At 71.2% G+C, this 21,522-nt stretch carries 19 protein-coding genes; 12 read left to right on the top strand and 7 right to left on the bottom strand.

Going from position 1 to position 21,522, the window contains the following annotated elements:
* Positions 1-190: 190 nt before the first annotated feature.
* Both acnA and JYK04_RS31845 read right to left on the bottom strand, forming a co-directional pair.
* Positions 191-2,905, bottom strand: a complete 2,715-nt coding sequence (gene acnA / locus JYK04_RS31850) for an aconitate hydratase AcnA (RefSeq protein WP_272933155.1) — start codon at positions 2,903-2,905, stop codon at positions 191-193.
* Positions 2,906-3,060: 155 nt separating this feature from the next.
* Positions 3,061-4,161, bottom strand: coding sequence for a LacI family DNA-binding transcriptional regulator (locus tag JYK04_RS31845; protein WP_229875552.1), 1,101 nt, complete (start codon positions 4,159-4,161; stop codon positions 3,061-3,063).
* Positions 4,162-4,253: 92 nt separating this feature from the next.
* Here JYK04_RS31845 and JYK04_RS31840 point away from each other — a divergent pair, with 92 nt between their 5' ends.
* Positions 4,254-6,173 carry an amidohydrolase gene (locus JYK04_RS31840; RefSeq protein WP_189739271.1) on the top strand — a complete coding sequence of 640 codons (1,920 nt, stop codon included), beginning with the start codon at positions 4,254-4,256 and terminating at the stop codon, positions 6,171-6,173.
* Between the two features lie 105 nt (positions 6,174-6,278).
* Here the strand turns inward: JYK04_RS31840 and JYK04_RS31835 are convergent, their stop codons facing one another.
* Positions 6,279-7,163, bottom strand: coding sequence for a haloalkane dehalogenase (locus tag JYK04_RS31835; RefSeq protein ID WP_189739268.1), 885 nt, complete (start codon positions 7,161-7,163; stop codon positions 6,279-6,281).
* Positions 7,164-7,260: 97 nt separating this feature from the next.
* On the opposite strand from JYK04_RS31835, the gene JYK04_RS31830 reads away from it, so the two are divergent.
* The 5 genes from JYK04_RS31830 to JYK04_RS31810 all read left to right on the top strand — a co-directional run bounded on the left by JYK04_RS31830 (position 7,261) and on the right by JYK04_RS31810 (position 10,574).
* Positions 7,261-7,749, top strand: coding sequence for a MarR family winged helix-turn-helix transcriptional regulator (locus JYK04_RS31830; RefSeq protein ID WP_189739265.1), 489 nt, complete (start codon positions 7,261-7,263; stop codon positions 7,747-7,749).
* Positions 7,750-7,819: 70 nt separating this feature from the next.
* A complete protein-coding gene (locus JYK04_RS31825; protein ID WP_030008959.1) occupies positions 7,820-9,349 on the top strand; it encodes a helix-turn-helix domain-containing protein in 1,530 nt (509 codons plus the stop codon).
* 227 nt (positions 9,350-9,576) lie between these two features.
* On the top strand, positions 9,577-9,828 hold the full coding sequence (locus JYK04_RS31820; RefSeq protein WP_189739262.1) for a hypothetical protein: 252 nt from the start codon (positions 9,577-9,579) through the stop codon (positions 9,826-9,828).
* The gene (locus JYK04_RS31815; RefSeq protein WP_189739259.1) at positions 9,825-10,250 is read left to right on the top strand and encodes an NUDIX hydrolase; all 426 of its coding nucleotides are present in this window, start codon (positions 9,825-9,827) and stop codon (positions 10,248-10,250) included. The genes JYK04_RS31820 and JYK04_RS31815 overlap by 4 nt, the downstream gene beginning before the upstream one ends.
* A 3-nt stretch (positions 10,251-10,253) precedes the next feature.
* Positions 10,254-10,574, top strand: a complete 321-nt coding sequence (locus JYK04_RS31810; RefSeq protein ID WP_189739256.1) for a DUF6087 family protein — start codon at positions 10,254-10,256, stop codon at positions 10,572-10,574.
* Between the two features lie 83 nt (positions 10,575-10,657).
* On the opposite strand, the gene JYK04_RS31805 is transcribed toward JYK04_RS31810, so the two are convergent.
* The gene (locus JYK04_RS31805) at positions 10,658-11,086 is read right to left on the bottom strand and encodes a nuclear transport factor 2 family protein (RefSeq protein ID WP_189739253.1); all 429 of its coding nucleotides are present in this window, start codon (positions 11,084-11,086) and stop codon (positions 10,658-10,660) included.
* Between the two features lie 187 nt (positions 11,087-11,273).
* Between JYK04_RS31805 and JYK04_RS42435 the strand changes: the two genes are divergently transcribed.
* A complete protein-coding gene (locus tag JYK04_RS42435) occupies positions 11,274-12,266 on the top strand; it encodes an excalibur calcium-binding domain-containing protein (protein ID WP_373297449.1) in 993 nt (330 codons plus the stop codon).
* Positions 12,267-12,581: 315 nt separating this feature from the next.
* Here JYK04_RS42435 and JYK04_RS31795 read toward each other — a convergent pair whose 3' ends face one another.
* Complete coding sequence (locus JYK04_RS31795; protein WP_189739250.1) at positions 12,582-13,211, bottom strand: hypothetical protein; 630 nt, start codon at positions 13,209-13,211, stop codon at positions 12,582-12,584.
* 168 nt (positions 13,212-13,379) lie between these two features.
* Here JYK04_RS31795 and JYK04_RS31790 point away from each other — a divergent pair, with 168 nt between their 5' ends.
* Positions 13,380-13,886: a SigE family RNA polymerase sigma factor gene (locus JYK04_RS31790; protein WP_189739247.1), complete on the top strand. Its 507-nt coding sequence runs from the start codon at positions 13,380-13,382 to the stop codon at positions 13,884-13,886.
* Between the two features lie 66 nt (positions 13,887-13,952).
* Entirely contained in the window at positions 13,953-14,756 is an 804-nt protein-coding gene (locus JYK04_RS31785; protein WP_189739244.1) for a hypothetical protein, read from the top strand.
* A 21-nt stretch (positions 14,757-14,777) separates the two neighbouring features.
* On the opposite strand, the gene JYK04_RS31780 is transcribed toward JYK04_RS31785, so the two are convergent.
* Positions 14,778-15,614 (bottom strand): class II glutamine amidotransferase, encoded by an 837-nt coding sequence (locus JYK04_RS31780; protein ID WP_189739241.1) that lies wholly within the window; start codon positions 15,612-15,614, stop codon positions 14,778-14,780.
* Positions 15,615-15,810: 196 nt separating this feature from the next.
* On the opposite strand from JYK04_RS31780, the gene JYK04_RS31775 reads away from it, so the two are divergent.
* Entirely contained in the window at positions 15,811-17,220 is a 1,410-nt protein-coding gene (locus tag JYK04_RS31775) for a cytochrome P450 (RefSeq protein ID WP_189739238.1), read from the top strand.
* A 65-nt stretch (positions 17,221-17,285) separates the two neighbouring features.
* Positions 17,286-17,795, top strand: coding sequence for an FBP domain-containing protein (locus JYK04_RS31770; protein WP_189739235.1), 510 nt, complete (start codon positions 17,286-17,288; stop codon positions 17,793-17,795).
* A gap of 23 nt (positions 17,796-17,818) precedes the next feature.
* Here JYK04_RS31770 and JYK04_RS31765 read toward each other — a convergent pair whose 3' ends face one another.
* The gene (locus JYK04_RS31765; RefSeq protein WP_189739232.1) at positions 17,819-19,372 is read right to left on the bottom strand and encodes an MFS transporter; all 1,554 of its coding nucleotides are present in this window, start codon (positions 19,370-19,372) and stop codon (positions 17,819-17,821) included.
* Positions 19,373-19,455: 83 nt separating this feature from the next.
* On the opposite strand from JYK04_RS31765, the gene JYK04_RS31760 reads away from it, so the two are divergent.
* On the top strand, positions 19,456-21,513 hold the full coding sequence (locus JYK04_RS31760; RefSeq protein ID WP_189739229.1) for a S9 family peptidase: 2,058 nt from the start codon (positions 19,456-19,458) through the stop codon (positions 21,511-21,513).
* Positions 21,514-21,522 lie beyond the last annotated feature (9 nt).

Genomic DNA, 21,522 nt, shown 5'->3' with positions numbered 1-21,522 from the left:
ACTGGTCTCGCGGTGATCCGGACGGGCACAGGTATAGTCCACTTGCGCTCGTGTGAGCAAGATCATGCACATTTATGGCCACCAGTTTTTCCGAGTTGAGACCTGTCCGTCACATGGACACGCCGCCGGACGAACGGAAGGGCCGTACCCCCTGGACGGGGGTACGGCCCTTCGGCGCCTATGCCGTGACTCAGCCGCGGATGAGGTTCCGGAGCACGTACTGCATGATGCCGCCGTTGCGGTAGTAGTCCGCCTCACCCGGCGTGTCGATGCGGACGACCGCGTCGAACTCCACACCGGTGTCGGTGGTCACCTTGACGGTGCGCGGGGTGGTGCCGTTGTTCAGCTCCTCCACACCGGTGAAGGCGAAGGTCTCCTCGCCGGTGAGGCCGAGGGAGGCCGCGGTGGCGCCCTCCGGGAACTGCAGGGGCAGGACGCCCATGCCGATCAGGTTGGAGCGGTGGATGCGCTCGTAGGACTCGGCGATGACGGCCTTGACGCCGAGCAGCGCGGTGCCCTTGGCCGCCCAGTCACGGGACGAGCCGGAGCCGTACTCCTTGCCCGCCAGGATGACCAGCGGGATGCCGGCGGCCTGGTAGTTCTGCGAGGCGTCGTAGATGAAGGCGACCGGCGCGCCCTCGACGGTGAAGTCGCGGGTGAAGCCGCCCTCGGTGCCCGGCGCGATCTGGTTGCGCAGGCGGATGTTGGCGAAGGTACCGCGGATCATGACCTCGTGGTTGCCGCGGCGGGAACCGTACGAGTTGAAGTCGCGGCGCTCGACACCGTGCTCGGTGAGGTACTTGCCGGCCGGGGTGTCGGCCTTGATCGCACCGGCCGGGGAGATGTGGTCGGTGGTGACCGAGTCGCCCAGCTTCGCCAGCACGCGGGCGCCGGCGATGTCGGAGACCGGGGTGGTCTCCATCGTCATGCCCTCGAAGTAAGGGGGCTTGCGGACGTAGGTGGACTGCGGGTCCCACTCGAAGGTGTTGCCGGTCGGGATCGACAGCGCCTGCCACTGGGCGTCGCCCGCGAAGACGTCCTGGTAGGACTTGCTGAACATGTCCTCGCCGATGGCGTTCGCCACGACGTCGTTGACCTCGGCCTCGGACGGCCAGATGTCCTGGAGGAAGACCGGCTTGCCCTCGGTGTCGGTGCCGATGGCGTCCTTGGTGATGTCCACCTTCATGGAGCCCGCGATGGCGTACGCGACGACCAGCGGCGGGGAGGCCAGGTAGTTCATCTTGACGTCGGGGTTGATGCGGCCCTCGAAGTTGCGGTTGCCCGAGAGGACCGAGGTGACCGCGAGGTCGTGCTCGTTGATCGCCTTCGAGATCTCCTCGTCCAGCGGACCGGAGTTGCCGATGCAGGTGGTGCAGCCGTACCCGACGAGGTTGAAGCCCATCTTGTCGAGGTACGGGGTCAGGCCGGCCTTGTCGAAGTAGTCGGTGACGACCTTCGAGCCCGGGGCCAGGGTGGTCTTGACCCACGGCTTGCGGGACAGGCCCTTCTCGACCGCCTTCTTGGCCACGAGCGCCGCGGCGACCATGACGTAGGGGTTCGAGGTGTTGGTGCAGGAGGTGATCGCGGCGACGGTGACGGCGCCGTGGTCGATCTCGAAGGAGGTGCCGTCGGCCAGGGTGACCTGGGTCGGGCGGCTCGGGACGCCGTTGGTGGCGGCCGGGGCGTCGGAGGCCGGGAAGGACTCCTTGCCCGCCTCGTCGTCGTCCTCGACGTAGTTGCGCACGTCCTGCGCGAACTGCTGGGCGGCGTTGGCGAGGATGATGCGGTCCTGCGGGCGCTTCGGGCCGGCGATGGAGGGGACGACCGTGGAGAGGTCGAGCTCCAGCTTCTCGGAGAAGTCCGGCTCGGCGGCCGGGTCCAGCCACAGGCCCTGCTCCTTGGCGTACGCCTCGACGAGCGCGACCTGCTGGGCGTCGCGGCCGGTCAGGCGCAGGTACTTCAGGGTCTCGTCGTCGATCGGGAAGATCGCGGCGGTGGAGCCGAACTCCGGCGACATGTTGCCGATGGTGGCGCGGTTCGCGAGGGAGGTGGCGGCGACGCCCTCACCGTAGAACTCGACGAACTTGCCGACGACGCCGTGCTTGCGGAGCATCTCGGTGATGGTCAGCACGAGGTCGGTGGCGGTGGTGCCGGTGGGCAGCTCGCCGGTCAGCTTGAAGCCCACGACGCGCGGGATCAGCATGGAGACCGGCTGGCCGAGCATCGCGGCCTCGGCCTCGATGCCGCCGACGCCCCAGCCCAGCACGCCCAGGCCGTTGACCATGGTGGTGTGCGAGTCGGTGCCGACGAGGGTGTCGGGGTACGCCTGGCCGTTGCGCACCATGACCGTGCGGGCCAGGTGCTCGATGTTGACCTGGTGGACGATGCCGGTGCCCGGGGGGACGACCTTGAAGTCGTCGAAGGCGGTCTGGCCCCAGCGCAGGAACTGGTAGCGCTCCTTGTTGCGGCCGTACTCCAGCTCGACGTTCTGCGCGAAGGCGTCCTTCGTGCCGAACTTGTCGGCGATGACCGAGTGGTCGATGACCATCTCGGCGGGCGAGAGCGGGTTGATCTTCGCCGGGTCGCCGCCGAGGGCCTTGACGGCCTCGCGCATGGTGGCGAGGTCCACGACGCAGGGGACGCCGGTGAAGTCCTGCATGATCACGCGGGCCGGCGTGAACTGGATCTCCTCGCTGGGCTGGGCCTGCGAGTCCCAGTTACCGAGCGACCGGATGTGGTCGGCGGTGATGTTCGCGCCGTCCTCGGTGCGAAGCAGGTTCTCCAGCAGGACCTTCAGGCTGTAGGGAAGGCGGGCGGAGCCCTCGACCTTGTCCAGCTTGAAGATCTCGTACGACTCGTCGCCCACCTGCAGCGTGCTGCGGGCGTCGAAGCTGTTCGCCGACACGACAGTCTCCTTCATGCATGAATTCGCGCGTATTACCGCAATCCTGCCGCCACGCCCCTTGGCCAATCCGCTAAGGTAGGGCTAAGTTAGGTAACCCTTACCAGCGGGGGCGGCTGCGGTACGCCTTCGGCAGATATCTCGATGTCGAGATAACTCTAGTACATGTCCGGGGGGAGGGACGAGGCGCGCACCCGCAGTCCCGCCGGGACCGTCAGCTGACCAGGCGATTCCGTATGCCCGGATTCGATCAGGTTGACCAGGACAGACACCGCCGAAGCGGCGATCCGCTCTGGATTCAGGGTGACGGTGGTCACGGCGGGTTCGGTCTCGGCGTACGCCGGATCCTCGCTGGCACAGACCAGCAGGAGCCCGTCCCTGCCCGGGCCGCCGGGTGCGTCGGGAATGCCGGGCGCGGCGGGCGCGGCGGGTCCGGCGGGCGCGGCGGGTCCGGCGGGTCCGGCGGGCGTACGGAGACCGTGGCGTGCGGCGGCGGCCAGCACCTGCCGGCCGCCCGGGTCGTACACGCAGTAGACGGCGTCGGGGCGGTCCGGCCCGGTGAAGGCGGGATCGAAGGCGTGCCCCGCCGCGTCGTCCGGGTCGAAGGGGACCAGGAGGGGAGCCAGGCCGCGCTCCGCGCACCACTGTTCGTAGGCCGAGGTGACGGCCCCGGTGTAGAACTCCCGGCCGTAGCCCGAGTGCAGTGCGATCCGCCGGGCCCCGGACGCCGCGAGGTGGTCGAGCACCTCCCGGGTGGTGGCGGTGTGGTCGTTGTCCACCCACACGTCCCCCGGCCAGGGGTCGGGCGGCCGCCCGTCGAAGACCACCGGCAGTCCGCGCGCCCGCAGGGCCCGCAGCACCGGGTCGCCGGCCGGGCTGTCGAGCAGCAGCATCCCGTCCACGGCGAGGGTGTGCCACAGCGGCTCGGCGCCCCGGTCGGCGGGCAGGGTCGTCAGCGCGTACCCGTGCGCGTGCGCGGCCGAGGTCGCGGCGGTGAGCCAGCGGGAGAAGTAGGCGATCCGCACGAAGTCCCAGGCGTCCCCCGCGTACGTGGTCACCGCGACGCCGAGGGTGCGGGTACGCGGGCCGCGGCGGGCTCCGTAGCCGAGCGCGCCCGCCACCTCGCGGACCCGTCGCCGGGTGGAGTCGCCGAGGCGGCCGGTGCCGTTGAGCGCGTGCGAGACGGTCGCGGTGGAGACCTCGGCGGCGCGCGCGATGTCGGCGAGGGTCGGTCCCGGCGCGGGTGGGTGCTCTGGCACGCGGCCATCGTACGGATTTCGTCGCCGGAGGCGGCTTCTGGTTAAGCGGTTAATCAAACAGTGTCCTGGCCACACCGACATTTGGAGTGGGCATGACGTCTTCTTCGCACCTTTCCCGCCGGGGACTCCTCGCCGCCGCGGGGATCACCGGGGTCGCCGGGGCCGCGGGCCTGCTGGGGGCCGCTCCGGCCGCGGCCGCGCCGGCGCCCTCGGCCGCTTCCGCCACCGGGCGCGGTTCGGCGGCCCTGGTGGTCCACAACGCCGCGGTGTTCACCGGGACCGGCGGCCGGGCGGCCGTCCAGGCCGTCGCGGTCGGCCGGGACGGCACGATCCTGGCCACCGGGACGAACGCGGCGCTGCGCCGCTACGCGGGCCGGGACACCGAGGTCGTGGACGCCCGGGGCAACACGGTCATGAGCGGCATCCACGACGGCCACGTCCACCCGCTCGGCGCGGGCGAGCGTTCGCTGTCCCCCTCGCTGGAGGGCGCGGAGACCACCCTGGCCGAGCTCCAGGAGATCCTGACCGGCTTCCTCGCCGACACGGGCGGCGCGGGGGCGGAGCCCGACGGCTGGCTGGTGGTCGAGGACTGGAACCCGGTCGGGCTGCTCCCCACGGGCACCAACCCCCACCACACGATGCTGGACGCGCTCCCGACCCGGCGGCCGATCGCCCTCGTCGGCGGTGACGGGCACAACCTGTGGGCCAACCAGCGGGCCCTGGACATCGCCGGGATCACGGCGGCCACCCCCGACCCGGTCGGCGGCAGGGTGGTCAAGGGCGCGGACGGACGGCCGACGGGCGTCCTCAAGGACGACGCCCAGGGCCTGGTGCGGCGGCACATACCGGAGCCCACCCGGGCCGACCTGGTCGCGGCGTGCGCCAAGGTGCTGGAGCTTGCGGCCGCGTCCGGGGTCACGACGATGATGGACGCGCTGGTGGGACGGCACGAACTGGAGCTGTACCAGGCGCTGTCGGCGGCGGGGAAGCTGCCGCAGCGGATCGTCCCGGCGATCCGGCTGGAGGCGGAGCAGACCAAGGACCCGGCGGGCTCGCTGGCGTACGCGCGGGGCCTGCGGCGGGAGTTCGCGGGTGTGCGGGGGCTGCGGTTCGGGATGGTCAAGGTGTTCCTGGACGGGGTCATCGAGTACCCGGCGCAGACCGCCGCACTGCTGGAGCCCTATCTCGACGGGCAGGGCAGGCCGACCGGCAACCGGGGTGAGCTGTACACCTCGGCGGCGGACTACGGCCGGCTCAGCGCCGCCTTCAACAAGGCGGGCTGGCAGATGCACGCGCACGGACTCGGCGACCGCGCGGTGCGCACCGCCCTGGACGGGTACGCGTACGCCAAGCGGGTGACGGGCCTGCGGGACGCCCGCAACGCCGTGGCGCACCTGCAGCTCGTGGACCCGGCGGACCTGCGGCGTTTCGCGCAGCTGGGGGTCACGGCGTGCATGCAGCTCCAGTGGGCGGCGAAGGACACCTGGACGATGGAGGCGCTCCTTCCCTACATCGGACCCGGGCGGCACCGGTGGATGTACCCGGCACGGAGCTTGGAGAAGGCGGGGGCCCGGCTGTCGGGCGGCTCCGACTGGCCGGTGGACGCCCTGCAGGTGTGGAACCAGCTGCGGACGGCGATCGACCGCCAGGGCGCTTTCGGGGCGGGCCCGCTGTACCGCGAACTGGAAGGGCTCGGCCGGGAGGCGGTCCTGCGGATGCACACGTCGGGGACGGCGTGGCAGCTGCGCCAGGAGGAGCTGACGGGCACGGTGGAGCCGGGCAGGGCGGCGGACCTGGTGGTGCTGGACCGGGACGTGATGCGCTGCCCGGTCGCCGACATCAGCGGGACGGGGGTACGGATGACCCTGGTCGGCGGCCGCGTGGTGCACGACGCGGATTCGGCGTCGGGCAGGGCCGCCTCGGCGCGGGTGGCGGGCGCCGCCTCGGGCCCGCGCCCGGCCTCGTACGCGGCGGTGCACGCCGGGGGGCGCCACCACGCCTGCAAGCACTGAGCGGGGCGGCCGGGGCCGGCCCGGGCTCTGCCCCGGGCCGGCCCGGCCCCGGGCTCGCGTCGGCACCGGGCTCGGCCCCCGGGCTCGCGTCGGCCTCGCCCCGGCTCAGACCGCCGCGAGGCCGTGGCGGGCGGCCCAGGAGTTGACGGCGGCGGCGATCTCCGCGGGCCGGTCCTCGGGGCACAGGTGGGCGGCCGGGCCGCAGTACTCGGTCTCCAGCGCGGACACGTTCTCCTCGCACCAGGCGACCGTGTCGGGGCCGACCATCAGGGCCGGTGAGCCGTCGAAGGTGAGCAGCAGCTTGGGCACCTCCGGGCTGTCGGCCAGCCAGGCGTCGTACTTCTCGACGACGGCGTGCACATCGGCCGGATCGCCGTCGATCGGCAGCGAGCGGGCCCAGCGCAGCATGGGCAGCCGGCTCTCGCGGGTCGGGTAGGGGGCGGCGTAGGCGGCGTGGTCCGCCTCGCTCATCGGGTTCAGCACCGTCTGCCGGATGCTGTCCTCGATGAAGATGTTCCGGTCCAGGACCATCTCCTCCCCCACGCCCGGGGTGCGGATCGCCGCGAACCGGGCCCGCGCGGTGGGCGGGTACTGCGCCCAGCTCAGCGGCCGCACGATCGTCTCCATGAAGGCGATGCCGCGGACCCGTCCGGGGTGGCGGGCGGCCCGGTCGAAGGCGAGCGCCCCGCCCCAGTCCTGACCGACCAGCACCGCCTCGTCGAGCCCGAGGGCGTCGAACCAGGCGTCCAGGTAGCGGGCGTGGTCCTCGAAGCGGTACTCCCCGCCCGGCTTCCCGGAGCGGCCCATCCCGATGAGGTCCGGGGCCAGGACGCGGACCCCGCCCCCGATCCGGGGCAGGACGCCCCGCCAGAGGTGGGAGGAGGTCGGGTTGCCGTGCAGGAACACGAAGGGGACGCCGCCGGAGCGGGCGCGGGCGTCACCGTGGTCCTCGTAGTACATCGTCGAGTCGAGTACGTCGATCGTGGGCATGGGAGACCCCTTCCAAGAATCGTTGGACTGACTAACGTTTGCGACACCAACGAAGTTATATCGTTAGTGTCACTAACGCAATGGGTAGCATCACCCCATGACCACGGAAGAGAACGGCCCCCTCGCCGTCCCCGCGCGGCTGCGCGAGCTGCCCAGCCGGCTGCTGGGACAGGCCTCCACCCATGCGCAGCGACTCGTGACCGAGGGACTGAGCGGGGCAGATGCCCGCAAATGGCACTACGCGGCCCTGGTCGCCCTGGAGGAGTCCGGCCCGGCGAGCCAGGCCGCCCTCAGCGCCCGCACCGGCATCCACCGCAGCGACCTGGTCGCCGTCATCAACGAACTCGCCGCACGCGAACTGGTGGAGCGGACGCCCGACCCCGAGGACCGCAGGCGCAACGTCATCACGCTCACACCGCCCGGCCGGCGGCAACTGCGCGAACTGGAACAGATCCTCGCCGCGGCCCAGGAGGAACTGCTGGCCCCGCTGTCCACCCAGGAGCGGGAGCAGCTCGTCCGCCTGCTGGGCCGCATCGTCGACCATCACGCCCACGGAGACCCCGTCATGGGATCTGATGGCCGGTAACTTCCTCTCAATTCACCCATTTGCCGCACCCAGCGCAAGGGGCATCTCATATCTGAGATAGCGTGCACCCATGGCAGACGACTACCTCGTACGCATCGGCAAGCTCATCCGTGACGCCCGGCAGCACCGGGGCTGGACACAGAGTCAGCTCGCCGACGCCCTCGGCACCAGCCAGAGCGCAGTGAACCGGATCGAGCGCGGCAACCAGAACATCAGCCTTGAGATGATCGCGCGAATCGGTGAAGCGCTCGACAGCGAGATCGTCTCCCTGGGCTACGCCGGCCCGATGCACCTGCGCGTGGTGGGCGGCCGCCGGCTGTCCGGCGCCATCGACGTCAAGACGAGCAAGAACGCGTGCGTCGCCCTGCTCTGCGCCTCGCTGCTCAACAAGGGCCGTACGGTGCTGCGGCGGGTGGCCCGCATCGAGGAGGTCTACCGCCTCCTGGAAGTCCTGAACTCCATCGGCGTGCGCACCCGCTGGATCAACGACGGCGTGGACCTGGAGCTGATCCCGCCGGCCCGCCTCGACATGGAGGCCATGGACGCGGACGCGGCCCGCCGGACCCGGAGCATCATCATGTTCCTGGGCCCCCTGCTGCACCGGATGGAGACCTTCCGCCTGCCCTACGCGGGCGGCTGCGACCTCGGCACCCGCACCATCGAGCCGCACATGATCGCCCTGCGCCGCTTCGGCCTGGACATCACCGCGACCGAGGGCATCTACCACGCGAAGGTCGTACCCGGGATCTCCCCGGACCGCCCGATCGTGCTGACCGAGCGCGGGGACACCGTCACCGAGAACGCGCTGCTGGCCGCGGCCCGGCACGACGGCGTGACCGTCATCCGCAACGCCTCCTCCAACTACATGGTCCAGGACCTGTGCTTCTTCCTGGAGGCCCTGGGCGTCCGGGTCGACGGCGTCGGCACCACCACGCTCACCGTCCACGGCGTGCCGAGCATCGACGTGGACGTGGACTACTCCCCCTCCGAGGACCCGGTCGAGGCGATGAGCCTGCTCGCCGCAGCGGTGGTCACGGAGTCGGAACTCACCATCCGCCGGGTGCCGATCGAGTTCATGGAGATCGAGCTCGCGGTCCTGGAGGAGATGGGCCTGGACCACGACCGCTCGGCGGAGTACACGGCCGACAACGGCCGCACCCGCCTGGTCGACCTCACGGTCCGCCCCTCGAAGCTCGAAGCCCCGATCGACAAGATCCACCCCATGCCGTTCCCCGGGCTGAACATCGACAACGTCCCCTTCTTCGCGGCCATCGCCGCCGTGGCACAGGGTCAGACCCTGATCCACGACTGGGTGTACGACAACCGGGCCATCTACCTGACGGACCTGAACCGCCTCGGCGGCCGCCTCCAGCTCCTCGACCCCCACCGCGTCCTGGTCGAGGGCCCCACGCGCTGGCGCGCGGCGGAAATGATGTGCCCGCCGGCCCTGCGCCCGGCGGTGGTCGTCCTCCTGGCGATGATGGCGGCCGAAGGCACCTCGGTGCTCCGCAACGTCTACGTGATCAACCGCGGCTACGAGGAACTGGCCGAACGCCTCAACTCGGTGGGCGCCCAGATCGAGATCTTCCGCGACATTTAAGTACGCCGCAGGCCAGGACGGTTTCCCGTCCTCCTGGGCCGTCCATGGGCCGTCGTCGGTGCCTCCGCCCCCGCGGAGGCACCGACGACGGCCCTTCGCGCTCACGCCCGAACTCCCGGTCGCCATGCCCGAGGTGTTCCGACAGGGCCTTGGCGTTCTCCCCTGCGTCCAGCAGCACGCACGTGTGGAAGTGCCATAAGGCGTGCATCCCATGCTCACGCGTCCGAGTGAACCGCTCCCCCGGCACGTTCGTCTTCGACGCCCCGAGCCTCCTGGCCGGACTCGTCCAACACGGCTACCGCACCGTGTGCGTCGGCGGGGTCACCAGCACGAAGTGCTGGCTCGTCATTGTCTGGGCGGACCACGGCCACGCCTTCGGTGCAGACGTCTACCACGGACGCGGCATGGCCCACCCGACGGTGACCACCGCGCCGTTCGCCTGCACGGTCCTCGGGCAGCGTCCTACGCTCGGCCCATGACCGACACACAGCCCGAGCGGGATGCCTCCGTCATCGTCGCCCGCGACGTCCACGGCCTGGTCGCGATCCTGACCGCCCGCTTCCCCCGCCACGGCGACGACTACCTGTTCCTGCCCGGCGGTCGGCGAGAGGACGGGGAGACCGCCGAGGAATGCGCCCGGCGGGAACTCCTGGAGGAGGCCGGTATCACCGCCACTGTGTGGCGCCCCCTCGGCTCCTACGCGATCACCTCCCGCTCCGCGGCCCGCATCCACCTCTTCGAGGCCACGGGCCTGACGCTCGGCCCGCAGCAGCTCGCCGACGACGAACAGGACTTCAAGCTCACCTGGTGGCCTGTGCAGGATGCCATCACTGCTGCGACCGAAGGCAGGTTCCTCCTTCAGGGCGGCCCGCTCGCCCTGTTTCTCGCCGATCGCGCCTGACCCATGGACGACGAACCCCTGGACCGTTGGGCCGCACGCCGCCAAGGCCGCCTGCGCAAGCCCGGCGAGAAGAAGGCCATCACCCTCAGCACCGGCCCGCAACGCGCCGCCCACCTCAACCCCGAGGCCCCGCGTCTGATCCTGGAGTGGGACGGCTTCGCCTGGCAGGCGTTGACGACGGTGGAGGACTACGCGGCTGCGTGCCGCGCCCTCAGCCCCACGCCCGAACCCGCGCCCGCCGACCGGCCCGAGGCGACCGGCCCCACCACCGGACACAACCCCTTGGCTCCGGGCACCGGCCGCCACCGCAAGCCCCGCCCCTGAACCCACCAGTCCCGCAGGTCGGTTATCCGAATGCTGTTGCGGACACGACCACTTGGGCCGTCCGTGGGCCGACCCGCAGTCCGCTAGCGGTAGAAGGTCCGGCCGGCGGAGCCGGAGGAGACGGACCATACCTCGCTGATCAAACCGTTGGTGATCCTCAGGGTGTCGGTCCCGCTCCTGGCGACGGTCCGGGCGTCTTCGCCGGTGACGGAGGCGAGATAGGGGCGGGCGACCAGGCCGGTCGGTGCGCCGTCGACAAGCGCGAGGTCCACGACTGCCGGGCCCTCGGCCGCGAAGCGAAGCCCGCGGCGCTCTTGATGCCAGGCCGCGATGAGGTCGGCGAGCTGCTGCGGAGTGCGGGCGTCGTCGAAGGCCTCGGTGCCTGCCTGGGCATAACGCAGGACGAATTCCGGCGCCATGATCTTCTCGGCGAGGCCCAGCTCGCCGTTCCACATCGCCGTCCACTGGTCGTAGATGTGGATGCCGAACTGCCGCACGTCGTTGTCGCTCATCAAGACCACCCTCGATCGTTTCGGGTTCGCGAAGTTCGCGACATCAACAAGGGGGTCTGACAACGGTGATCGCACTCCACGAGGGCGGCGAGTGCCGGTCGGAGGCCCATTCTTCGTACCGACCGGTACAACATTCAATCTTATGTAGTCTCGCCGGTCCCACCCACGTATGCCAGAAGGACGCCACGTGACCTACGCTCCGCCGTACCCTCACCCGCACTCGCCCGTACGGCGCTGGTGGCAGCACCCGGCACTGATCATCGTCGCCCTCGTCGTCCTCCCCCCGGCCGGCATCGCGCTGGCCTGGGTGAGTCGGTGGAACCAGGCACAGAAGATCATCGCCACCGTGCTCGCCGGCCTCTGGTTCCTGGCTCCCTTCCTCGGGGACCCCCCGAAGAAGACTCAGGCCGACGCGAAGCCCGCCCCGCAAGCGGCGGCGGCCGCGAACATACCCGCCGCCACGACCGCGCCCTCTCAGAGCGCACCGCCGAGCTACGTCGGGAAGGTCCTCAAGGACGCCAAAGCCGTGGCGCACGCGGCCGGTTACGACGCGACCTCGCACGACGCGTCCCCCGACAACGCCGGCCAGTGGGACGACGACAACTGGAAAGTCTGCTTCCAGACCCAGGCCGACCATCCTGTCGGGAAGATGCCCACGCTCGACTTCGGTGTGGTCCGCAACGAGGCGCCGTGCCCGGCGAAGGACGGCGACCCGCTGCCGTACCCGAAGATGCCGAAGGTCGTGACCCTCACCTTCTCCAAGGCGTCCGAGACCCTCAAGCCCATCGGACTCAAGGCGATCGAACCGCAAAGCGCCTACACCGACGTCACGCTCCCGGCCACCGTGGACGACTGGACCGTCTGCTTCCAAGACCCCGCCGAGGGCAAGGAGTTCAAGGCCCCGAAGACCGAGACCGCCCGCCTCACGGTCGCAGCTCCCGGCACCGCGTGTCCGACAGCGGAACACACCAAGCTGCACCCGGACCCCGTGGTGCCGAAAGACAGCGACGACTCCGGCAACTCCTCCTCGGGCGGATCGTCCAGCGGTGGTACCGGCGGCAGCGTCTACTACAAGAACTGCACGGCTGTCCGGGCCGCCGGAGCCGATCCGATCAGGCGCAACGACCCCGGCTACGGCCGCCATCTCGACAGGGACGGTGACGGCGTGGGCTGCGAATAGCCCGGGTAGCCGGCGAGAAGAACGGGGCCACGGCCGCCCCGAGAAGGCCGAGCGCACCGCCTACGAAGTGGCCTGCCGCCGCGTGGCCCGCGCGAAGTGGCCGTAGGCACGAAGCCCCCCGACCGGTTTCACCGGCCAGGGGGCTTCTCCGTCAGGGCTCCCGCATCGTGGAAACCGGCCCGCCCGCCGTCCTCAACCCCGCCCCCGGACTCCAAGAGCAGTGGCGAGCCCGCCATCGTGACGCCTCACGTCCAGATCCTGCCCGGCGGATCTTTGATCAGTGATCACGGCAGCCTTCGGAGCTCTGGGCGGCGTTCATCCGTCGGACGGGACCGGACTGGGGGTCGCGGGGTGGCCGTCACCGGAGCCGTGGCGTTCGGCGAGCAGCCGCTTGCGGTGGCGACTGCGGCGGACGGCGGTGACGAGGACGATGACAGCGCCGATGCCGATTCCGAGAACGGGGAGAGCGACGGCCGGTACCAGCCAGCCCGCAAACGCGAAAATGCCTCCGGAGTCCCCGATGGCGTACTTGGAGAGTGCGTGGGACGAACAGGTGACCTCGTAGTCGCCCGCTCGTTGCACGTCGATGGTGTAAAGCGGGTTCCAGGTCTCGTCCCGGGTGAGGAACACGTCGGTTCCCGGATCGGTAAGACCGGGGGCGCCCGGCCCGGTGATGCTGCACTCCGGGGCGGCCGACTGATCGAATTCCTGGTCCCTGATCCAGATCGTCTTCTCGCTCTCCGGCTCCAGCCGCAGAGTGACGGTCTCACCGTTGGCGAAGTGATGGTCGGTGTCCACCGCGTCGATCACGTTGGAGAACCGGTACACACCGATGACCACGCCCAGCACGATCAGTACGACGGCGATCGAAGCTGCTGTGGCATACCAATGACGACCGGGCCGGAGGTCGTTCGCCGGTATCCGCGGCGGCGCGAAGTGCTGCATCAGCGCATCCTAGACCGCCCGTACCGCCCGGCCGGCGAGCCGCTGGGGCTGCCCGGCGAAGCGACCTCCGGGAAAGAAGGTGCCTCCGGCGCGCGACACCCTGGCGTCTCGCGTAGTCGTGAGAGGTATGCACGGGGATCACAGGACGAGAGAACAGGCGGGGGCCGAGTGAAATCAGCACAGGAGGACGCGTATCTGGAGTTCGTGACCGCGAGGGCCAAGGCCATGTACCGCTCGGCGTACGTACTCGCGGCCGGCGATACGCATCTTGCCGAGGACCTGGTCCAGGAGACCCTCGGCCGGATGTACGTGCACTGGAAGCGGGTGGCCCGGGCGGACAACCCGGTGGCCTATGCCCAGACCGTGCTGGTCCGCACCTTCCTCAGCCTGCGGCGTCGGCGGAGCACCGGCGAGCGCCCCCTCGGGATGGTGCCCGACCGTGCGACGTCCGGCCCGGACACCGCCCTGCGGCTCGCCCTGCTGGACGCGCTCGCCCAACTTCCGCCCCGCGACCGGGCGGTACTGCTGCTGCGCTACTGGGAGGACCGCAGCATCGAGGAGACCGCCCAGATGCTCCGGCTGAGCAGCAGTGCGGTCCGCTCCCAGGGCACCCGGGCGCTCGGCAGGCTGCGTGCGCTGCTCGGCGACAGCCTGGCCGACCTGGTTCCGCACTGAGCACCGGCGCGGCCGCCCCGGACCCGCCCCGAAGAATCCGTCGACGACAGAACAGGTGACACCAGCATGCCGTTCGAAGCAGACCTCTCACATGCCCTGGACCGCACGGCCGACTCCCTCGAACCCGATCTCACCGCCCTCCTCGGCGGAGCCGTCGAGCGCGGACGGAGCCGCCGGCGCCGGCGCAGCGCCGCCGTCATCGCCGGGGTCGGCGCCTGCACCGTGGTGGCCGTGGCCGGCCTGGTGATCCCCGGCGCGCTCGCCGGGGCCCGCCCTTCGGGCTCCGACATCGAGACGGTGGCGCTGGCGGTGCCCCGCTCCGCGATCACCGGCACCCAGATGGTCGACGCGCTGAAGGAGACGCTCCCCGGGGGCACGTTCAGTCAGATGACCGGGCAGAGCAACAACCCCTCCGATCCGTCCGGCGGGTACGTCGCCAACGGTCAACTCGTCGTCGACGACGGGCACGGAGCCGCCCTGGTCGGTGTCTCGGCCGTGCGGCTCAAACTGCCGCTCAGGGACGGCGACGGGCTGAGCTGCGAGCGCACGCCCGCCCGTGCCGAAGGTGACACCTGCACGCTGAGCGAGCTGCCGAGCAGTGCCGCGGTTCCCGGCGGGGCCGTGGTGATGTCGGAGAGGAACGCGGCCGAACACCCGGTGCGTGGCGACACCGCCCACCGCTGGACGGTGACGGTGACCCTGAAGTCGACCGGCGCACAGCTCCAGATGGTGCAGTGGAACAGCACCGGCGGCGGCAGCGGCGCGGACACCCCGAAACCGACCCGTACCGCTCCCCCGCTCTCCGAACAGCGGGTGGTGGCCGCACTCACCGGTGCCGCCTGGGCACCGATCCTCGGCGCCGTCGGCTGACACGGCCTCGGCCTACGCCGCCTACGCCGCCTGCGGGGTGAAGGGGTGGAGGGAGTCCCTGCCCGGTTCGACGATGCCGAAGGTGCTCTCCGGGACTTCGTTCCAGGCGCCGGGGAGGTTGCCGAGGGGTTCGGAGACCACCAGGCGGGTGTCGTCGGAGACTTCCTGGAGGAACTCCATGTCGGGGTGGAGCCTGCGCAGCGCGTCCACCCGGCTGCTGTAGAACAGCGTCCTCGACGCGCCCTGGCTGGAGTAGCGGAAGGCCCAGAGGCGTTCGCCGTCGCTGATGGCGAGGGTCATCTGGAGCGGGTGCTCCACCCCGTGCTCGCGGCCGACGCGTTCCACCACGCCCGCCATCCGGGCCACCGCACCCGGCGGGTCCGCCTCCAGGCCGAAGGTGAGCGCCAGGTGGAACATCACCTCGGAGTCCGTCGTCCCCTCCACGTCGGGGTACAGCGCGGGGTCGACGAGCAGGGTGAGGTCCCGCCGCATCCGGTGGAAGTCGGTGATGGCCCCGTTGTGCATGAACAGCCAGCGGCCGTACCGGAACGGGTGGCAGTTGGTCTGCTGCACCGCCGTGCCGGTCGATGCCCGGATGTGGGCGAAGAACAGCGGGGAGCGGACGTGGTCCGCGATCTCCCGCAGGTTGCGGTTGTTCCAGGCGGGGCCGATGTCCCTGAAGGTCGCCGGCGTGGCCGTGGCCTCCTGGGTGTACCACCCAACGCCGAATCCGTCGCCGTTCGTCGTCTCCACGCCCAGCCTGGAGTGCAGGCTCTGGTCGATCAGCGAGTGGGCCGGTTTGTAGAGGATGGTTTCGAGCAGCAGGGGTGTTCCCGAATACGCGAGCCATCGGCACATGAGCCATCACCTCGGGGGTGCAACGCAGATAACCCCTCCATTGTGGCCGCGCCCCCTGCCCACCGCCACGCGGAACGGGTCGGGCCGCCGGTGGCGAGGTGCTCATCAGGCCACTCTTCGGCCTGATGGGACGCCCTCCTCGCCAGGTGCGGTCGGGCGCGGCAGAATCGGGCTTCCGTAGGACGAAGGAGCGGCCATGGCAGTGGGAACGAACTCCGGAGCGGACACGGGGAAGGAGGTGCCCGCGCTTGCCGGGGTGCCGTTGCTCGGATCGCTGTTCGACCTGAAGTCCGACTCCCTCGGTACCTACCTGCGGGCCCAGCACCGGCACGGTGACCTGGTACGGATCACCGCCGGTCCGCCCGGGATGCGTGCCGAGCTGTACTGCGTCTTCTCCCCCGCGGGCGCCCAGCAGGTGCTCGCCTCCGACGCGGCCCGCTTCCGCAAGGACAACCACTTCTACCAGGAGGTCCGGGAGTCCTTCGGCAACGGGCTGCTGACCAGTCAGGACGAGGACTACCTGCGCCAGCGCCGGCTCGTGCAGCCGCTGTTCACCCGGCGCCGGGTGGACGGCTACGCGGAGGCGGTAGCCGCCGAGACCGATGCGGTCATCGCCTCCTGGGGCGCGGCCCCGGGCGGCGTCGTCGACGTTTCCGACGAGATGATGCACCTCGCCCTGCGCGCCGTCGCCCGCATCCTGTTCGGCACCGACGTCGAGGCCACCGCCGGCGTCGTGGCCGAGTGCTTCCCGGTGATCACCGACTACGTGCTGCGCCGCGGCTACTCCCCCGCCAACGTCCCGCGGCACTGGCCCACCCCCGGCAACCGGCGGGCGGCCGCGGCGCTGGACGAGCTGTACGGGGTCTGCGACCGGATCATCGCGCAGCGCCGGAGCGCCGGTGCCGGTGCCGGTGCCGACGCCGGTGCTCCCGGCGAGGATCTGCTGACGCTGCTCGCCGCCGCCCGGAGTTCGGACGACGGGGAGTTCGACGCCTCCGAGCTGCGCGACCAGGTGCTGATCTTCCTGCTCGCCGGGCACGAGACGACCGCCACCTCCCTCTGCTTCGCCCTGCACCTCCTGGCCCGCCACCCGGAGGAGCAGGACCGGGCCCGCGAGGAGGTCTCCCGCGTGCTGGGCGACCGTACGCCCGGCGCCGCCGACCTGGACCGGCTTCCGTACCTGACCCAGGTCCTCAAGGAGGCCATGCGGCTGTATCCGGCCGCGCCGGTCATCGGGCGCAAGGCCGTCGCCGCCACCCGGATCGGCGAGCACACCGTCCCCGCGGGCGCGGACGTGATCCTGGCCCCCTGGGTGACGCACCGCCACCCCGACTACTGGCCGGATCCGGACCGCTTCGACCCCGACCGCTTCACGCCCGAGGCGGAGGCGGGCCGGCCGCGCTACGCCTGGTTCCCCTTCGGCGGGGGTCCGCGCGCCTGCATCGGGCAGCACTTCTCGATGCTGGAGTCGGTGATCGCACTGGCGATGGTCCTGCGGGCCTACTCGTTCGAGGCCGTGGACACCGAGGTCCCGGTCGGCGCCGGGATCACCCTGCGGACGAGGGGCCCGGCGCGCTGCCGGATCCGTCGCCTGGACACCCCCTAGCGGGGTGTCTTGTCACGGATATACGGGATGCGGGCAGGTCAGGGCAGGTAATAGGGTCGATGCCCGTGGAGCCACTCACCGAGAAACAGATCCGTTCATCCTTCGTGAACTGCACCAAGGGCGAGGCGGCCCGGCTGCGCCTGCCGCTCGACTTCGCCGAACTGCCCTGGCAGGACCTCGACTTCCTGGGGTGGGTGGACCCGGGAGCGCCCCTGCGGGCCCATCTCGTGCTGCCCCGGGCGGACGGTGACGGTCCGCTGGGGATTTCGCTGCGCGTACCGGCCGTCGGCCGCACCAGCGTGGTGAAGTCCAGCCTGTGCCAGATCTGCCTGACGGGTCACGCCTCCTCCGGGGTCACCCTGCTCGCCGCGCCGCTGGCGGGCGCCCGCGGCCGCGAGGGCAACACGGTCGGCACGTACATCTGCGCGGACCTCGCCTGCCCCCTGTACGTGCGCGGCAAGCGGCAGCCGAAGCTGCGCGCCGGGCGGTACGAGGAGTCGCTGACGCTGGACGAGCGGCTCGCCCGGATGTCCGACAACCTGGACGCCTTCGCGGCCCGCGTCACCGCGGCGTAGCAGGGTCACAAGGCCCCCGGACCTCAGGTCCGGTCGGCCGTCGGCTGGTGGTTGCCCTGCAGCCGTGCGAGGTCCGAGGGACGGACCTGGATGACGAACAGCGCGATCAGCGCTCCGACCAGGGTGAACAGCGACGCCACGACGAAGGCCGAGCTGATGCCCGAGGTGAGGATCTGGTCGCTCCACGGTTTCGGGAGCTGCCCGGTGCGCTGGAAGAGGGCCTTCTGCACCGGGCCGGCGGTGCTGAGGAACTCCGGTACCTGCTGCTTGGCCTCGTTGCGGCTCGCCGTGCCGTAGACGGTCACCAGGATCGACAGCCCCAGCGAGCCGCCCACCTGCTGCATCGTGTTCAACAGTCCGGACGCCGCTCCCGACTCCCGGTCGGGGACGTTGGACAGGGCCATCAGCGTCAGCGAGACGAACTGCAGGCCCATGCCGAGGGCGAAGAGCAGCATCGGTCCCAGGATGCTGCCGAGGTACGTCGAGTCGACGTCGGTCTGGGTCAGCCAGGCGAGTCCGGCCGCCGAGGACAGCGCGCCGGTGACCATGAAGGGCTTGGGGCCGAACTTCGGCAGCAGTTTCGCGGTGGTCGCGGCGGCCACCGCGATCACCGCGCTGACCGGCAGGAAGGCGAGGCCGGCCTGGATCGGGCTGAAGCCCAGCACGATCTGCACGAAGAGGGTCAGGAAGAAGAACATGCCGAAGATCGCGCAGGCGAGCATGAGCATGATGCCGTAGGTCCCGGCCCGGTTGCGGTCGGCGAACATGTGCAGCGGGGTGATCGGCTGCGGCGAGCGCCGTTCGTTGAGGATGAACAGGGTCAGCAGGACCACGGCGGCGCCGAAGGAGCCGAGGGTGACCGGGTCGCGCCAGCCCTCCTGGGATGCCCTGATGAAGCCGTAGACGAGCGAGACCATGCCCAGGGTGGACAGCAGCGCGCCCGCGAAGTCGAAGTGTCCCGGGTGGCGTTCGGACTCGTGCAGGACCTTCGTGGCCAGCACCGCGATCACGATGGCGATGGGGACGTTGACGAAGAGCACCCAGCGCCAGTCGAGCCATTCGACGAGGATGCCGCCCGCGAGGAGTCCGATCGCGCCGCCGGCGGCCGAGACGCCCGCGAACACGCCGAACGCCCGGTTGCGGGCCGGGCCTTCGCGGAAGGTGGTGGTGATCAGCGCGAGGGAGGTCGGGGAGGCGATGGCGCCGCCGACGCCCTGGAGGGCGCGTGCGGCCATCAGCTGGCCCTCGTTCTGGGCGAGTCCGCCGAGGAGCGAGGCGAGCCCGAAGAGCAGGACGCCGAAGATGAAGACGCGTTTGCGGCCGAGGATGTCGCCGGTGCGGCCGCCGAGGAGCAGCAGTCCGCCGAAAGCGAGGGTGTAGGCGTTGACGACCCAGGAAAGGCTCTCGGTCGAGAAGCCGAGGGCGGTCTGGATGTGCGGCAGCGCGATGTTCACGATCGTGATGTCGAGGACGACCATGAGCTGGCAGGAGGCGATGACGAACAGGGCGAGTCCGCTGCCGCTTCCCCGGACCTTGCCTCCGGTCCCGCTGTTGCTCGGCGATGCGTTCGGATCCACCTTTTCGACGCTAAGCCCGCGCCTGCGGGGTCACCACTCGAACAGCCTAGTAATGGTGACATTTCACATGTCACACTACGATCATGGATGACTTCCTCAGGCTCTCCGCGAGCACGGCCCGCTTCACCTACGGCGCCCCGCGCGCCTTCTCCTTCGGAGACGACGGCCGGCTGCTGTGGTTCCTCCGGTCGACGGGCCCCACCGACGCCTTCGACTCGCTCTGGGTGCTCGACACCACCACCGGCACCGAGACCCGGCTCGCCGATCCCCGCGAACTGTGCCCTGAGCCCGGCCCCCTCCCCGCGGCCGAGCGCCGACTGCGCGAGCGGACCCGGCTCGTCGCCGCCGGAATCGGCTCGTACGCCCTCTCCGGCGACGGCCGGCACGCCGTCTTCGCGCTGTACGGGCGGCTCTTCGAGGTCTCCGCCGGCGGCGCCGGAACCCCCGAGGAGATCCCGGCCGCCGGCCCCGCGCTGGACCCGCGGCCGAACGCCGACGGCTCGCGCACCGCGTACGTCGCCGACGACGTCCTGTACGTCGCCCCGGGCGGCCGGATCAGCCCGGACGACGGGGCCCGCTGGGGCCTCGCCGAATTCGCCGCCGCCGAGGAGCTGGGCCGCCCCCGGGGCCACTGGTGGTCCCCGGACGGGGTCACCCTGCTGGCCGCCCGCGTCGACGAGTCCGCCCTCCAGCGGCGCTGGTTCGCCGACCCGGCGCACCCGGAGCTGCCGGCCGAGGACTTCGCCTACCCCGAGGCGGGCGGGCCCAACGCCGACGTCCAGCTGTGGGTGCTCGGCGCCGGCGGCACCCGGATACGGCTCGACTGGGACGCCGCCAGCTACCCGTACGTCTCCGACGCGGGCTGGGAGTCGGCCGACGAGATCCTGCTGACCGTCCAGGACCGGCTCCAGCAATGCGTCCTGCTGCTCTCCGCCGACCCGGCCACCGGCCGCACCCGCGAGCTGTCCCGCACCACGCACCCCCAGTGGGTGGACCCGCTGGTCCCCGGCACCCCGGCCCGCCTCGCGGACGGGCGGATGCTGACCTCCGCCGACACCCCGGGCGGCGGCGCCCGCGCCCTCGCGGTGGACGGCGAACTGCTCACCGGGGACGCGATCCAGGTCCGCGCCGTGGCCGGGGTCCACGAGGGCAGGCTGCTGATCGAGGCAGGTCTGCGCGACCCGTCCGAGCAGCAGGTGCTGCTGCTGGACCCGGCCACCGGGGAACTGACCCCGCTCGCCGACGGGCCCGGCGTGCACACCGTGTCCGCGTCCGCCGGGACCCTGCTGCTGACCACCGCCGACGCCGACGGGGTGCGGCGCACCGTACGCACCCCCGACGGGCGGGAGTTCGCCCCCGCCGACCTGTCCGAGCCGCTGCCCTACCGGGTGGAAGCGCTCCTGGAGCGGGTCACCGAGCGCGGCATCCCCACCGCCCTGGTACTGCCCCGCGACCACGTGCCCGGCCGGCGGCTGCCCGTCCTGGTCGACGGCTACGGCGGCCCCGGCATGCAGGACGTCACCGCCGACCAGCGCCGCCGCCAGCACCGCCAGTGGTGGGCCGACCAGGGCTTCGCGGTGGTCACCATCGACAACCGCGGGACCCCGTACGTCTCCCCCGCCTACACGCACGCCATGTACCGCGGCTTCTCCGACGTCACCCTCGACGACCAGGTCGCGGCGCTCCACGCGCTCGCCGCCCGCCACCGCGACCTCGACCTCGGCCGGGTCGGGGTGCGCGGCTGGTCGTACGGCGGCTACCTGTCGGCCCTGGCGGTGCTGCGCCGCCCGGACGTCTTCCACGCGGCGGCCGCCGGGGCCGCGCCGACCGACTTCCGGCACTACGACACGGCGTACACCGAGCGGTACCTGGGCCTCCCCCAGGACCACCCGGAGGTGTACGAGCGGGACTCCCTCATCCCCGATGCCCCGAAACTCTCCCGCCCGCTGCTGCTGATCACGGGCCTGGCCGACGACAACGTCCACCCGTCCCACACCCTGCGCCTGTCCCGGGCACTGACGGACGCGGGCCGCCCGCACCAGCTGCTGGCCCTCCCCGGTGTCACCCACATGACCCCGGGCGGCACCCGGGAGAAGCTCATGGCGCTGGAGCTGGAGTTCTTCCGCCGGGAACTGGCCTGAGCACTGCCC

Source organism: Streptomyces nojiriensis (assembly GCF_017639205.1).
Taxonomy (GTDB): Bacteria; Actinomycetota; Actinomycetes; order Streptomycetales; family Streptomycetaceae; genus Streptomyces; species Streptomyces nojiriensis.
The sequence above is the reverse complement of the archived record's forward strand: the minus strand, read 5'-3'. Positions and strand labels throughout refer to the sequence as shown.